The following is a 14901-nucleotide window of genomic DNA, read 5'->3' on the forward strand; positions in this document are numbered from 1 at the left end:
GCCGAAAGTATCCCGGGGGAAGGCGCGAAAGCGCCGAGGGGGCAGCGCCCCCCTTGCCTCGCCGGTCAAGCCGTAGCACCAAGGAACGATGAACGACACTCCCGACATTCTCTGTATCGGTTCCGTGCTCTGGGACATCATCGGCCGGGCGCCGGTGCACATGCGGGCGGGCTCCGATGTGCCCGGCCGGATCACCCGCCTGCCCGGCGGCGTCGCGATGAATATCGCGATGACACTGACCCGCTTCGGCCTGCGCCCCGCCATCCTTACGGCGATCGGCCGCGACACCCAGGGCGCCGACCTGATCCAATCGGCCGAACTGATGGGGATCGATTGCCGTTTCCTCTATCGCTCGGACGACCTGCCCACCGACCGCTACATGGCGATCGAGGGGGCGAACGGCCTTGTGGCCGCGATTGCCGACGCCCACAGCCTAGAAGCGGCGGGTGACAAGATCCTGCGGCCGCTCGCCGATGGGCGGCTGGGCAGCGCCGAGACGCCCTGGACCGGCCCGGTGGCGCTGGATGGCAACCTGACCCAGACGCTGCTGGCGGAAATCGCCCGCGCGCCGCTTTTTGCCGCCGCGGATTTGCGCGTGGCGCCTGCAAGCCCCGGCAAGGCCGAGCGGCTGGCGCCGCTGCTCGCCCATCCCAAGGCGACGATCTACGTGAACCTTGAGGAAGCCGGGATCCTGTGTCAGCGCGACTTCCCGGGAGCCGAGGCCGCCGCCGAGGGGTTGCTTGCCCGCGGCGCCGCGCATGTCCTCGTCACCGATGGCGGCAGCGCCGCCGCTGACGGCCGTCTAGGCCAAGGCGTCATCACCGCCGCCCCGCCCCCCGTCCTCGTCACCCGCGTCACCGGCGCGGGAGACACCTTCATGGCCGCCCATCTGGTGGCCGAACGCGACGGCGCGGATCGCGAGACCGCCCTTGCCCGCGCCCTTGCCGCCGCCGCCCGCTACGTCTCCGGAGACAAACCCATATGACGACCCTGCCCCTTGCCTTTTCCCCCGAAGTCCGCGCCGCGCTTGATGCGGGCCAGCCCGTCGTCGCGCTCGAAAGCACGATCATCACCCACGGCATGCCCTATCCGCAGAACCTCGAAACCGCGCGTCGGGTCGAGGCCGAGGTCCGCGCCGCCGGGGCGACGCCCGCCACCATCGCGGTGATGGGCGGGCGCATCCATATCGGCCTGACGGCGGCGGAGCTTGAAACGCTCGCCCAGGCGCAGGGGGTGATGAAGCTCTCGCGCGCCGATCTGGCCGTCTGTCTGGCGCAGGGCCGCACCGGCGCCACCACCGTTGCCGCGACGATGATCTGCGCGCATCTCGCCGGCATCTCGGTCTTTGCCACCGGCGGGATCGGTGGCGTGCATCGCGGCGCCGAGGAGAGTTTCGACATTTCCGCCGATCTGAGCGAACTGGGCCTGACCCCGGTCACCGTCGTCGCCGCCGGCGCCAAAGCCATACTTGATCTGAACAAGACGCTGGAAGTTCTTGAAACGAATGGCGTTCCGGTAATCGCCTTCGGTCAGGACGATTTCCCCGCCTTCTGGTCGCGCAGCTCGGGCCTGAAAGCCCCGCTGCGCGCCGACAACGCGGCCGAGATCGGCCGCGCCCATCTGATGCGCGCCCGCCTTGGCCTTTCAGGCGGCCAGCTCGTCGCCAACCCGATCCCGGCCGAGGCTGAAATCGCCCGCGAAGAGATCATCCCCGTCATCGAAACTGCGCTGACGGAAGCCGCGGCGCAGGGGATCGCAGCGAAAGCGGTCACCCCTTTCCTGCTCGCCCGAATTTTCGAGCTGACCGAGGGCCGCTCGCTCGACGCGAATATCGCCCTCGTTTTGAACAATGCCCGACTGGCGGCTGCGATTGCGGCCGAAATCGCCACGCAAGGGTGAGGGCTGCATTGCAGCCCCCGCCCGGCATCCCTACCTGACAAGGGCAACAAGAGGCACGACATGACCGACCCGCATCCCGCCCACGAGACCCCGCTCCCGCACAAGCGCAGTCTGCTTGGCGCGCTTCGGGCTTCGTTCTTCACCGGCCTGATCGTGATCTCGCCGATTGCGGCCACGATTTGGCTGATGTGGACACTGGCCGGCATGGTCGACGGCTGGGTGCTGCCCTTCATCCCGGCGCATCTGCAGCCCGAGACCTATGTCGGCACCAATCTGCGTGGCGTCGGCGTAGTGATCTTTCTGGTTTTCACCATCACCGTGGGCGCGCTCGCACGCAACTTCATCGGGCGCGCAGTGATCCGCTTTGGCGAGGGGCTGGTCGATCGGACCCCGGTCGTGCGCTCGGTCTATAATGGCGTGAAGCAGATTGCGGAAACCGTGCTCAGTCAGGGCGATGCGAAATTCGACCGCGCCTGTATGATCGACTATCCGCGCCCCGGGCTGAAGGCGATCGCCTTCGTCTCGGCGCGGGCCAAGGGCGAGATCGCGGTTCAGGGCGATCCCGCCGATCCGCTGATCTCGGTCTTCCTGCCGACGACGCCGAATCCGACCTCGGGGTTCCTGCTCTATCTGCCGGAAAGCGAGATCACCTATCTCGACATGTCGGTGGAAGACGCGGCGAAGCTGATCATCTCGGCCGGGCTCGTCTATCCGTCCGAAAAGAAGTTTGAACAACAGGGCAAGGCCCCGAAAAAGGCCGCCTGACGCGCCCCTTCATCTTGCCTCAAATATCTCGGGGGGTCCGGGGGCAGAGCCCCCGGCGGGTCGCCTCGGCCAAAGCCGAGGCGAAATCCGTCACAGCGCCGTCCAGCCGCCATCCACCGAAATCGTCGTCCCAGTGATCTGCGCCGCCGCTTCCGAGCACAGAAACACCGTCGTGCCGCCAAGCTGCTCCACGGTCGCGAATTGCTTGGAGGGCTGGCGCGTCAGCATGACCTCGCGGATCACCGTCTCGCGGTCCATGTTGTGCACCTTCATCTGATCGGGGATCTGCGCCTCGACCAGCGGGGTCAGCACATAGCCCGGGCAGATCGCATTGCAGGTGATCGGCTCCTCGGCGGTTTCCAGCGCCACCGTTTTCGTCAGCCCCACGACGCCGTGTTTCGCGGCGATATAGGCCGATTTGAACGGCGAGGCCGTCAACCCATGCGCCGAGGCGATGTTGACGACCCGCCCCCAGCCCGCCTTGCGCATCATCGGCAGCGCGGCAGCGGTCGTATGGAAGGCCGAGGACAGGTTGATTGCAATAATCGCATCCCATTTCTCGACCGGGAACTGATCAACAGGTGCAACATGTTGGATGCCCGCATTGTTCACCAAGATGTCGCAACGCCCGGCTTGTGTGACCAACGCCCGGCATTCCTCGCCCTTCGACATGTCCGCCTTGATGTAGCGCCCCGTCACGCCAAATTCGGCGGCCAGCGCCGCCGCCAGCGCGTGATCCTCGTCGCGGTCGGTGAACGAGTTCAGAACGACATCGGCCCCGGCCCGCGCCAGCTCGCGTGCGACGCCAAGTCCGATTCCCGAGTTCGATCCGGTAATGATCGCCGTCTTGCCCTTCAGGCTCATGCTGTCCTCCTGCCAATGTCTTTTCAAACACCACCCCACCGCGAACGGTTCCGCAACTGCGAAGGGACTGCCCGAAAGAAAAAGACGCCCGCGCAAGGCGGGCGTCAAGTCATGAGGCAGGTTTCATACAGGCAAGAAACCTATCGAGCAGTGACTCCTTTATAGACCTGCACGCCGTCGCTTCCAAGGGAAAAGTTTGCTTCCCCAAGCGGCAGGCTCTAGCTTGTCGCCTGAAAATACAGGCAAACGGGAGATTGTTGCGATGCAGGGATCGGTGTTTTTCCGCGCTCTCGCCCTTGTGATATTGGCTTTCAGCAGCGTTTTGGCAGACTTTTCGGCCCGGGCCGAACCGATGTCGGGAATCGCCATGCAAGGAAAGTCAGCCCTTGATCCGACGCGGATGCACCTGCCCTATGCCGACCCGGATGCGCCCTCTGGCGGGCAAATTCGCATGGGCGAATCGGGCAGTTTCGATTCGCTGAACCCTTGGATTCTGCAAGGTCGGCCCGCGCAGGGCATCTCGGCCTATGTCACCGAATCGCTGATGCTGCGCAGCTATGATGAACCTTTCACGCTCTATGGTCTTTTGGCCGAAAGCATCGAAACCGATGCGAGCCGCTCCTGGGTCGCCTTCACCCTGCGCCCCGAGGCGAAGTTTTCCGATGGCAGTCCGGTAACCGTCGAGGATGTGATCTGGTCCTTCGAGACGATCGGAACCGAGGGCGCCCCGCGCTATCAGACCGCCTGGAAAAAGGTGAAGTCGATCATCCAGACCGGCCCGCGCAGCCTGCGCATCGACTTCACCGAGCCGAACCGGGAATTGGCCCTGCTGATGGGCCTGCGCCCCGTCTTGTCGAAGAAGCAGTGGCAAGGCCATGATTTTGCCTCCGAAATGCAGATGGCGCCGGTGGGCTCCGGTCCCTATGTCGTCGCGACTTATGACATGGGCCGGTCAATCACGCTCAAACGCAATCCCGACTGGTGGGCCAAGGATCTGCCGATCACGCAGGGTTTGCACCATCTCGACCGCCTGCGCTGGGACTATTTCGGCGATCAGAACGTGATGTTCGAAGCCTTCAAGGCGGGCGAGCTCGACCTTTACCGCGAGACCAATGCCGCGAACTGGCACAGCGAATATGATTTCCCGGCAGTGCAGGATGGCCACATCCTCAAGGAGGAGATCGCCAATCACGTTCCCTCGGGGATCAAGGGGCTGGTGATGAATACGCGCAAGCCGGTCTTTGCCGACTGGCGGGTACGGCAGGCGATGATCCTCGCCTTCAACTTCGAGTTCATGAACAGAACCCTGACCGGAGGTGCCGAGCCGCGGATCTCGTCCTATTTCGCGAATTCCGCCTTGGCTATGCAGCCCGGCCCTGCCACGGGAAAGGTCGCGGATCTGCTTGCGCCCTATGCCGCCACTCTGCTGCCCGGCACGCTCGAAGGCTATGAATTGCCGGTCGGGGATGGGAGCACGCAGAACCGTCGCAACATGCGCGCAGCCCTGAAACTGATGGAAGAGGCGGGATGGACGGCTGCCGATGATGGCGTTTTGAAGAACGCCGCGGGCGAGCCTTTCCGGTTCGAGATCGTGCTGCAGCAGGGCGCGGACGAATCACAATCGGTGGTCGACATCTATATCGAGGCGCTGCGGCGGCTCGGCATCTTTCCGGGGGTGACAATCGTCGATGACGCGCAATTCCAGGCCCGCAAGACGAGTTACGACTTCGACATGACCTGGATGTTCGTCGCCACGTCGCTCTCGCCCGGCAACGAGCAGTATCTTTACTGGGGATCGAAGGGCGCCGACGCGCCGGGCTCACGCAACCTGATGGGGATGCACGATCCCGCAGCTGATGCGATGATCGCGGCGCTGCTGTCGGCAGAGACGCCAGAGGATTTCACCGCCGCCGTGCAGGCGCTTGACCGGGTGCTGACGGCGGGTCGCTACGTGATCCCGATCTGGTATGCGCCGGTCACGCGGGTCGCACACAGTCGTGACCTTCACTTTCCGGCAACCGTTCCATTATACGGAGATTGGCCGGGCGTGACGCCCGATGCATGGTGGCATGAGGCGAAGAAATGAAGAAGGTGATCGTTCTGATGGTGCTGGCGGCGACGCTTGCAGGCTGCAACACGGTGGCGGGCGTCGGGGCCGATGTGACGGATGGCGCCCACAAGGTGCAAGGCTGGTTCTGATCGGCAATCCATCGATCAGACCGAATTTTTCCTTTTCAGGCCGCAATTTGCGGCGCAAGATCGAGGCATGAGGACGGTCTCGAAGCAGGAGGTCAAGATGAAATGGCATCATGTGCAGGACAACTGGCCCGCCTTCTTCGAGGCAATCATCGACCGCTGGCCCGATGCGGACGAGGCCGAGCTTGACGAAATCGACGGCGATCAGCGGGCGTTCATAGCCTATATCACCGAACTGACCGGACAGGAGCCCGAGGAAGCGCGCGCCGAAATTCGGGAATGGCTGACGGGCGAGTTGCCCTCGGATGTGGTGATGGATCCCCGTCACGACAATCATTCGATTGCTTTGTCGAAGAAGTTCGTTCCCGAGGGCGAGGACGAATACGACGACGACTCCCGTTTCGGCGACGAGGAATGACCCGCTACACGGCAAGCTGATCCTGCCCCGCTTGCAACCGCGGTCATCGCGGCTTAGCAAAGTGGCATGTTGTCGATCCATCAGTCATCCCTCTTTGCCCCGCCGCCGGCTGCCTTCAACATGGCCGCCCATGTTCTTGCGCATGCCGATCGAATTTCCGACCGCTCGGCCTTGCAGATCGTCGGTCCCTCTGGTGCCGAACGCTGGTCTTTCGGCCGACTGGCCGGAGCGGTGCGGGGAACCGGGACAGGTCTGCTGAAAGCGGGTCTGGTGCCAGGCGATCGCGTGCTTCTGCGGCTTGGCAATACACCCGAGTTCCCGATCGCCTTTCTGGGGGCCATCGCAGCGGGTCTTGTCCCGGTGCCGACCTCGGCGCAACTGACCGCGGAAGAAATCACGAAAATGGCGGTGCAGATTGCCCCCGGAGCCGTCGTGGCTGGAGACGGCATATCACTTCCCGATAATCCACTGATGATCTTGACTGAGGCCGATCTGCGTGGGTTCGAAGCGCTTCCGCCCTGTGATTATCAGCTGGGTTCGCCTGATCGACTGGCTTACATCGTCTTCACCTCCGGCACATCCGGATCGGCACGCGCGGTCTGTCATGCGCACCGCGCGATCTGGGCGCGGCAGATGATGCACGATGGCTGGTATGGTCTGAGAAGTTCCGACAGATTATTGCATGCCGGTGCATTCAACTGGACCTACACGCTCGGGACAGGTCTAATGGACCCCTGGACCGTCGGAGCCACCGCCCTGATCCCGGCGCCGGGCGTCGATCCGGCGATGCTGCCCTTGTTGCTGCGCCGCTTCGATGTGACAATTTTTGCTGCAGTGCCGGGGGTTTACCGACAGCTTCTCAAGCATCATCCGACGTTGAACCTGCCTCGGTTACGCCACGGCCTGAGCGCCGGAGAAGCATTGCCCGCACTGACAAGACGCCACTGGACGGACGCCAGCGGCACCCCGATCTTCGAAGCGCTGGGCATGTCGGAATGCTCGACCTTCATTTCCTCCTGTCCGACGCACCCGGCCCCCGAGGGCACTATGGGATGGCCTCAAGCCGGTCGCCATGTCGCAGTCCTCTCGCCCGAGGGCGTGCCGGTACCCCGCGGCGAACCCGGCGATCTGTCGGTGCATTGCTCGGACCCCGGGCTCTTCCTCGGCTATTGGGGCGCCGAGGCCGAGGCGCGCGCAAAGTTCACCGCTGATGGTCAGTGGTTCCGGACCGGCGACATCGTCACGATGACCGAGGCCGGCGCCATAACCTATCAGGGGCGCGACGATGACATGATGAATGCGGGCGGCTTCCGCGTCAGCCCGCTGGAGGTCGAAGCAGCGATGGTCACTTGTCCTAACGCTGGCGAAGTGGCGGCAATCGAGTTGCGCATCTCGGAAGAAACGAGTCTCGTCGCGCTGGCCCATACCGGGCCGGCCTCAGAGGAAGCGCTCTCGGCGCATGCTGCCGCACATCTGGCACGTTACAAGCAACCCCGGATCTACCGTCAATTTCCCGCCTTGCCACGCAATCGCAATGGCAAGATCGACCGGAAAACACTGCGCAACACATGGCCGGAACTTGCAGGAAACGGAGCAAGCCAATGATTCCCCTTGATATCTTCGCGGATCCCGTTTGCCCGTGGTGTTACCTTGCCAAAGCGCAACTCGACCGCGCGCTTGAGGCACGACCCGATCATCCTTTTCTGATTTCATGGCATCCGTTCCAGCTGAACCCGACCTTGCCGCCCGAGGGCATGGACCGCGGAGCTTGGCTGCACGCGCGTTTCGGGGCCGATGCTGACCGGATCGACCTTCCCGTGCTTGAAGCGGCACGGACCGCCGGTGTCGAGATAAACTTGCCAATAATCGCCACAGTGCCGAATACATTGAATGCCCACCGCTTGCTTCATTGGGCTGGGATCGAGAGCGCGCAGACGCCTGTGATGGCAGGTCTTCTGCGCGCTTATTGGCGCGAAGGACTTGATATCGGCGCATCGGAGGTTCTGATAAAAATCGGTGCAGATGCTGGCCTATCTTCAGACGTCCTGCGCCGCCTATTGGCAACGGATGCGGACATTGACATCGTCAGATCACGCGAAGCACATGCACGGGATCGTGGCATCACGGCCGTGCCGACATTCATTCTCGACAATGTGCATGTGATCACAGGCGCGCAACCTGCAAAGCTCTGGATGCGGGTCATCGACGATCTCGCTGCGGCGTAGTTTCGCGTTTTCGCACGTCTTTGTGCGCGGCTGCGCTCTGGCCTTCGACGAGGGTTCGGATATGGTTCTGCCCGAACATCGAAAGGCAGCGCATGTCCGACCCTCACGCTTCTGCGGCGCCCCCCCGCATCCCCGTTTTCGAATTCACCGCGTTAATGGCACTGCTGGCGGCAACGGTCGCCTTTTCTATCGATGCCATGTTGCCTGCGCTGCCGGAAATTGCAGCCACGCTGACACCCGAAGCCGTAAACCGCGCGCAGCTTGTCCTGACCTTCTTCGTTCTCGGGATTGGAGTCGGCACCTTCGTTGCGGGGCCACTGTCCGATGCGATCGGCCGAAAACGCACCATTCTCGTCGGGGTCAGCATCTTCGTGATCGGCGCCGCCATCGGTGCACAGGCCCAAAGCCTCGAGGTGCTGCTGGCTGCGCGTTTCGTGCAGGGATTGGGCGCAGCCGCACCGCGTATCGTGCCCATGGCGCTGGTGCGCGACATGTATGCCGGACGCGAGATGGCGAAGGTCACGGCCTTCATCATGATGGTCTTCATTCTCGTTCCCGCGCTGGCCCCCTCGGCAGGTCAGCTCATAATCGGCTTCGCGGGGTGGCGCGGAGTGTTCTATGCCTTCATCCTTTTTGCGCTAATCGGCCTGACCTGGCTCAGCCTGCGGCAACCAGAAACGCTCGCCATCGAACGGCGCCGTCCGCTTCACCCGACCCTGCTTTGGACCGGTACGAAGGAAGTGCTCAGCGACCGTGACGTGCGGCTCTACATCCTGACGATGACACTTGGGTTCGGACAGATGTTCGCGCTGCTTTCCTCGTCACAACAACTGTTTGCGGCCTTCGGTGCAGTTGAGAGCTTTCCGAAATGGTTCGCCCTGATGGCTGTCCTTGCTGGCTCCGGCACGGCTTTCAACGCCATGTTCGTGATGCGCCTTGGTATGCGCAGGATGGTGCGCGGAACCTACATGATGCAGGTCGTCTCCTCGGGGGCAATGCTCGCCCTGATCCTTGGGGGAGCGGTGACACCCCCCACCGGTTTCGTATTCCTGTTCGCCTGGACAGTGACAGTCTTCATGATGGCGGGGATCACGTTCGGAAACCTGAATGCACTCGCGATGCAGCGGATGGGGCATCTTGCAGGTCTTGCCGCCTCGGTCGTATCGGCACTTTCGACGATGGGCGCGGTGCTGATCGCGGCCCCGGTCGGGTTGATGTTCGATGGGACAGCGCTGCCGATCGTCATGGCGACGCTGACCTGTTCAAGCCTCGCCGTGATCCTGATGGGCCTCGTGCGCGAAAACGGATAAGGGGGCGTCACGCCCCCTTTTTCTTCTCTGTCTTTTTCACCGCAACGACTTTCTCTGCAAGATCGCGGGCGATCGAAAAAGCCCCCTTTATCTTATCGGCATCGTTGACCCAGTCCCGACGCACGACAACTTTGTTGCCATTGATCTTAGCAGTGCCACGTTCCGCATTCAGGAATTCAACCAGACCGGCCGGGTTCGGGAACTTGTCGAGATGGAACTGAACGGTCGCGCCCTTCGGCCCGGCATCCATGCGCGAAATCTGCGCGCGCTTGCACATCGCCTTGATCCGGACGACCAGCATCAGCGTGTTCACTTCCTTCGGCAAGGGACCGAAGCGATCGATGAGTTCGGCCGCGAACCCTTCCATCTCGACCTTGCTCGCAAGGCTCGACAGACGTCGATAAAGGCCCAGACGCACATCAAGATCAGGGATGTAACTTTCTGGAATCATGACAGGAACGCCAAGATTGATCTGTGGCGACCAATCCCCGTCATCTGCCGTCTCGGTGAGCTCGCCAGACTTCAGCTTGGAGATCGTTTCCTCAAGCATCGCTTGGTAAAGCTCGTAGCCAACCTCCTTGATATGGCCCGACTGCTCTTCGCCCAGCAGGTTCCCGGCCCCGCGCAAATCGAGATCCTGGCTCGCCAGAGAGAAACCGGCACCAAGGTTGTCGAGGCTCCCCAGAAGCCGCAAGCGCTTCGTTGCCTGCGGGGTCAGCGGCAGCCGTGGCTTCGTCGTGAGGTAGCAATAGGCGCGCATCTTCGAACGTCCGACGCGGCCGCGGATCTGGTAGAGCTGCGACAGACCGAACATGGCAGCCCGATGCACGACCATCGTGTTCGCCGTCGGAATGTCGAGACCGGATTCGACGATGGTCGTCGCCAGCAGCACATCGTGCTTGCCGTCGTAGAAGGCGTTCATGCGATCGTCGAGCTCCCCCGCCGCCATCTGACCATGCGCGATGATGTAGCTGACCTCGGGCACATGCGTGCGCAGGAAATCCTCGACCTCCGGAAGATCCGAGATCCGGGGCACGACGTAGAAACTCTGCCCGCCGCGGTAATGTTCACGCAGCAGCGCCTCGCGGATCGTGACGGTGTCGAACTCGCTGACATAGGTGCGGATGGCCAGACGATCGACCGGCGGCGTGCCGATAATCGAGAGGTCGCGCACACCTGTCAGGCTCAGTTGCAACGTCCGGGGAATGGGCGTCGCGGTCAGGGTCAGCACATGGATTTCCGAACGCATCTCTTTCAGCCGCTCCTTGTGCTGAACGCCGAAATGCTGTTCTTCGTCAATAACTAGCAGGCCGAGGTTGCGGAACTTGACACCCTTGGCAAGCACGGCATGAGTGCCGATCACGATGTCCACCGTGCCATCCGCCAGCCCCTCGCGCGTCGCATTTGCCTCCTTGGCCGAAACGAAGCGGGAGAGCGGCTTCACCGTCAGCGGCGTGCCGCGGAAGCGCTCAATGAAGGTCTTGGCGTGCTGGCGCGCAAGCAGCGTCGTCGGGGCGATCACCGCCACCTGCATGCCCGAACTGGCCGCGACAAAGGCGGCCCGCATCGCGACTTCGGTCTTGCCAAAGCCGACGTCGCCGACGACCAGACGATCCATCGGACGGCCCGCCGCAAGGTCGGTCACCACGTCCTCGATTGCCGCCAGCTGATCGTCGGTCTCGGTGTAGGGGAAACGGGCGGCGAAGGCCTCCCAGTCATGATGCGCGGCTTCCAGAATCGGTGCCGCCCGGAGCAACCGCTCCGCAGCGATCCGCATCAGCCGGTCGGCAATCTGCCGGATCCGCTCCTTCAGCTTGGCCTTCTTCGCCTGCCAGGCCCCACCGCCGAGCTTGTCGAGCAGGCCTTCCTCATGCCCGTAGCGCGACAGCAGCTCGATGTTCTCGACCGGTAGATAGAGCCGATCCCCCCCGGCATATTCGAGAAGCACGCATTCATGCGGTGCCCCAAGCGCCGTGACGGTCTCAAGGCCCTTGTAGCGGCCGACACCATGATCAACGTGCACCACAAGGTCACCGGGCGACAGGCTTTGCGCTTCGGTCAGGAAGTTCTCGGCCTTGCGCTTGCGGCGCGGTTTCGCAACCAACCGGTCGCCCAGAACATCCTGCTCCGAGATGACCGTGAGCCCCTCGGCCTCGAACCCTGAGTCGAGTGCCCAGACCGCAAGCCCCAACCCCTCGATACCCCGGGCATCGGAAATCAGCTTTGCCCCGGAAAGACCTTCGTCTTCCAATAATCCTTTCAACCGTTCCCGCGCGCCTTCGGACCAACTCGCGATCACCACCGGACCAAGATGCAACTTCGCTTGCACGTGATCCTTCAAAGCACCGAAAAGGCTGACATTTTCCAGCTGACGTTCCGGCGAGAAATTTCTACCGATCTTCGCTTCGGCATTCAGGATACCCGGCCCGGGCGGCGCTTGCAGCACCTGCAGTTTCAGCACGCGATGCTTCGCAAGCTCGCTTTCCCAGCCCTTGCCGTCAAGATAGAGCAGATCCGGCGGCGCGGGTTTGTAGACCGTATCCAGCCGATCCCGCCGATTCATCGCCTCGCGCCGGGTGTCGTATTGATCGGCGATCCCGTCCCAACGCGTGGCGCGCTGCGGCTCGATCTGGTCATCGAGCATCACCGTCGCATCTTGCAAATAATCAAACAGAGTCTCCAGCCGATCATGGAAGAAGCCCAACCAGTGCTCCATCCCGGCGTGTTTGCGCCCGGCAGAAACCGCTTCGTAAAGCGGATCATCCGTGCCGCCTGCCCCGAATTCGATCCGATAATTCTGCCGGAACCGCGTGATCGAGGCCGGATCGAGGATCACCTCGCTCACCGGGGCGAAATCGATCTGACTCAATTTTTCGGTGGTGCGCTGGTTGGCCGGATCGAAGCGCCTCGCGCCATCCAGAACATCGCCAAAGAGATCAAGCCGCACCGGACCGCCTTCCCCCGGCGGATAAATGTCGATGATCCCCCCGCGCACGGCGTAATCGCCCGGTTCCGACACCGTCGACACCGGAGAGAACCCCATGCGGACCAGAAATTCCTTCAGCGCCTTTTCATCGATCCGCTGCCCGACTCGTGCCGAAAAGCTCGATCCCGCGACGAGACCCCGCGCCGGGACCCGCTGCGTTGCCGCGGCGAGGGTCGTCAGGAGCACGAATGGCCCCGTGATCACACCCGAAGCGAGCGTCGCCAGCGTCGCCATCCGCGCCGCCGAAATCTCGGGGTTCGGAGAAACCCGATCATAAGGAAGGCAATCCCAGGCCGGAAAGGTCAGAACCACCGCCAGCGGATCGAAAAAGGCCAGCGCCGCGCGCATCGCCTCGAGCCGCCGGTCATCGCGGGCCACATGAATGACAGGACGCCCCTTGGCCAGTTCCTTGGCAAGAAGCTTTGCGTCATAGCCCTCGGGGGCGCCAGAAAGAAGGAAGTGCTGCATGGGCGAGAGGTATCGGAACGCGCAGACCTGTCAAGGCCTCAGCCGAGCGGAGACAGCTGCATGTTCTGAAACATTCCCCAAAGTGCGGTCACGCAAATCGCGCACATGCCCACCGCCTGCACCGAGACCCGATGCCGGATCAGGATCCGCGCCACGGCTTCCACCTCGGGCTCGGCAACCAGCACCTTTTCAAGCCGGGCCGCCGTTCGCAGGCTCAGAAGCCCGACACAACTCAGGGGGACGACGATCAGCGCCACCGCTTGCGCAAATTCGAACCGGAAGACAAAGCCCAGCACCACGATCAAGCTGAGCAGGAAAGAGGCCACCAGCGTCAGCGTCACCCCCGCCTCGCGGCCGATCGACAGGATCCGGCGCACGTTGACGCCGGTCAGCATCAGCATGTCCTCGGCAACCGCGCCGCCCTTGCGTCGCGCCCGCACGATCAGATCAAAGGGAACTCCCAGAACATAATGCGAAGCCGTAGACCAGGTCACCGCCAGGGCGATCCAGTACCAAAGGTTCGAAAACGACCGCATGTCGATCAGGTCGAAGATCGTTTGCAGAATGTCCAAGGTCTTGCCCGCCCGTTGCCTGCCCCCGGTTTCGCGCATCGGCGCCGCGGTTGCAAGCGCACCTTGGCGCGGGCGCGACAATGCGGGTCTTGAGCCGCCCCGCAATCCGTGGCACCCACGGCGACGAAGGAGACCGCCCATGACCCTGATCACCCCCCCCTTTCCCACCAATCGCCTGCGCCGGATGCGCCGCACCGAAGCCCTGCGCGACCTCGCTCAGGAAAACCGGTTGTCGGTCAAGGACCTGATCTGGCCGATCTTCATCACCGATGTGCCCGGTGCTGATGTCGAAATCTCTTCGATGCCGGGGGTCGTGCGCCGCACCATGGACGGCGCGATCAAGGCCGCCGAAGAAGCCGCAACGCTTGGCATTCCGGCGATCTGTCTTTTCCCCTACACCGATCCCGCGGTGAAGACAGAGACCTGCGAGATGGCTTGGCAACATGACAACTTCGCCAACCGCGTGATTGCAGCGATGAAGGCGGCGGTGCCTGAGGTCGCGATCATGACCGATATCGCGCTCGACCCCTATAACGCGAATGGCCACGACGGTCTGGTGCGTGACGGCATCATCCTGAACGACGAAACCACCGAGGCGCTGGTCAAGATGGCGCTCGCTCAGGCCGATGTCGGCGCCGACATCCTTGGCCCCTCGGATATGATGGATGGTCGCGTCGGCGCGATCCGTACCGCGATGGAGACCGCCGGTCACAAGGATATCGCCATCCTCAGCTATGCGGCGAAATATGCCTCGGCCTTCTACGGTCCGTTCCGCGATGCGGTCGGCGCCTCGGGCGCGCTCAAGGGCGACAAGAAGACCTACCAGATGAACCCCGCCAACAGCGCCGAGGCTTTGCGCAACGTCGCCCGCGACATCGCCGAGGGTGCCGACATGGTGATGGTGAAGCCGGGCATGCCTTACCTCGACATCGTGCGTCAGGTGAAGGATGCGTTCGGGATGCCGACCTATGCCTATCAGGTCTCGGGCGAATACGCGATGTTGATGGCGGCTGTGCAGAATGGCTGGCTCAACCATGACAAGGTGATGCTGGAAAGCCTGATGGCGTTCCGCCGCGCAGGCTGCGATGGCGTTCTGACCTATTTCGCCCCGGCGGCGGCGAAACTGATCGGCGCCTGATCGCGCATCGACCCCAAAACAGCCGCGGGCGCAAGTGACAAGCGTTCGCGGCTGCGCTAA

At 62.9% G+C, this 14901-nt stretch carries 13 protein-coding genes; 10 read left to right on the forward strand and 3 right to left on the reverse strand.

What is annotated here, in order from left to right; translation table 11 throughout:
* Positions 1-88 precede the first annotated feature (88 nt).
* From ACTTAI_RS11245 to ACTTAI_RS11255, 3 genes are read left to right on the forward strand one after another with little or no spacing between them, the layout of a single operon-like run.
* Positions 89-985: a PfkB family carbohydrate kinase gene (locus tag ACTTAI_RS11245; RefSeq protein WP_444451645.1), complete on the forward strand. Its 897-nt coding sequence runs from the start codon at positions 89-91 to the stop codon at positions 983-985.
* Positions 982-1899: a pseudouridine-5'-phosphate glycosidase gene (locus ACTTAI_RS11250; protein WP_444451647.1), complete on the forward strand. Its 918-nt coding sequence runs from the start codon at positions 982-984 to the stop codon at positions 1897-1899. The genes ACTTAI_RS11245 and ACTTAI_RS11250 overlap by 4 nt, the downstream gene beginning before the upstream one ends.
* Before the next feature lie 60 nt (positions 1900-1959).
* On the forward strand, positions 1960-2664 hold the full coding sequence (locus tag ACTTAI_RS11255) for a DUF502 domain-containing protein (protein ID WP_444451649.1): 705 nt from the start codon (positions 1960-1962) through the stop codon (positions 2662-2664).
* A 90-nt stretch (positions 2665-2754) separates the two neighbouring features.
* Here ACTTAI_RS11255 and ACTTAI_RS11260 read toward each other — a convergent pair whose 3' ends face one another.
* Positions 2755-3528: a 3-hydroxybutyrate dehydrogenase gene (locus tag ACTTAI_RS11260; RefSeq protein ID WP_444451651.1), complete on the reverse strand. Its 774-nt coding sequence runs from the start codon at positions 3526-3528 to the stop codon at positions 2755-2757.
* A gap of 262 nt (positions 3529-3790) precedes the next feature.
* Here ACTTAI_RS11260 and ACTTAI_RS11265 point away from each other — a divergent pair, with 262 nt between their 5' ends.
* From ACTTAI_RS11265 to ACTTAI_RS11290, 6 genes are all read left to right on the forward strand, one after another.
* Entirely contained in the window at positions 3791-5614 is a 1824-nt protein-coding gene (locus tag ACTTAI_RS11265) for an extracellular solute-binding protein (protein WP_444451653.1), read from the forward strand.
* Complete coding sequence (locus tag ACTTAI_RS11270; RefSeq protein ID WP_110804083.1) at positions 5611-5727, forward strand: lipoprotein; 117 nt, start codon at positions 5611-5613, stop codon at positions 5725-5727. The genes ACTTAI_RS11265 and ACTTAI_RS11270 overlap by 4 nt, the downstream gene beginning before the upstream one ends.
* A gap of 97 nt (positions 5728-5824) precedes the next feature.
* Entirely contained in the window at positions 5825-6142 is a 318-nt protein-coding gene (locus ACTTAI_RS11275; RefSeq protein WP_444451655.1) for a hypothetical protein, read from the forward strand.
* A gap of 66 nt (positions 6143-6208) precedes the next feature.
* A complete protein-coding gene (locus ACTTAI_RS11280; protein ID WP_444451657.1) occupies positions 6209-7747 on the forward strand; it encodes a class I adenylate-forming enzyme family protein in 1539 nt (512 codons plus the stop codon).
* Positions 7744-8367, forward strand: a complete 624-nt coding sequence (locus ACTTAI_RS11285; RefSeq protein ID WP_444451659.1) for a DsbA family oxidoreductase — start codon at positions 7744-7746, stop codon at positions 8365-8367. Before ACTTAI_RS11280 ends, ACTTAI_RS11285 begins: the two co-directional genes overlap by 4 nt.
* A gap of 92 nt (positions 8368-8459) precedes the next feature.
* Positions 8460-9677 (forward strand): multidrug effflux MFS transporter, encoded by a 1218-nt coding sequence (locus ACTTAI_RS11290; RefSeq protein WP_444451661.1) that lies wholly within the window; start codon positions 8460-8462, stop codon positions 9675-9677.
* A 7-nt stretch (positions 9678-9684) separates the two neighbouring features.
* Here the strand turns inward: ACTTAI_RS11290 and mfd are convergent, their stop codons facing one another.
* Both mfd and ACTTAI_RS11300 read right to left on the reverse strand, forming a co-directional pair.
* Complete coding sequence (mfd, locus tag ACTTAI_RS11295) at positions 9685-13131, reverse strand: transcription-repair coupling factor (RefSeq protein ID WP_444451663.1); 3447 nt, start codon at positions 13129-13131, stop codon at positions 9685-9687.
* A gap of 38 nt (positions 13132-13169) precedes the next feature.
* Complete coding sequence (locus tag ACTTAI_RS11300) at positions 13170-13703, reverse strand: component of SufBCD complex (RefSeq protein ID WP_444451665.1); 534 nt, start codon at positions 13701-13703, stop codon at positions 13170-13172.
* Positions 13704-13842: 139 nt separating this feature from the next.
* Here ACTTAI_RS11300 and hemB point away from each other — a divergent pair, with 139 nt between their 5' ends.
* On the forward strand, positions 13843-14841 hold the full coding sequence (hemB, locus tag ACTTAI_RS11305; protein WP_444451666.1) for a porphobilinogen synthase: 999 nt from the start codon (positions 13843-13845) through the stop codon (positions 14839-14841).
* The last annotated feature ends 60 nt before the right edge of the window (positions 14842-14901 follow it).

Origin of the sequence: Rhodobacter capsulatus, assembly GCF_052363175.1 — a bacterium.
GTDB classification, from domain to species: Bacteria; Pseudomonadota; Alphaproteobacteria; order Rhodobacterales; family Rhodobacteraceae; genus Rhodobacter; species Rhodobacter capsulatus_D.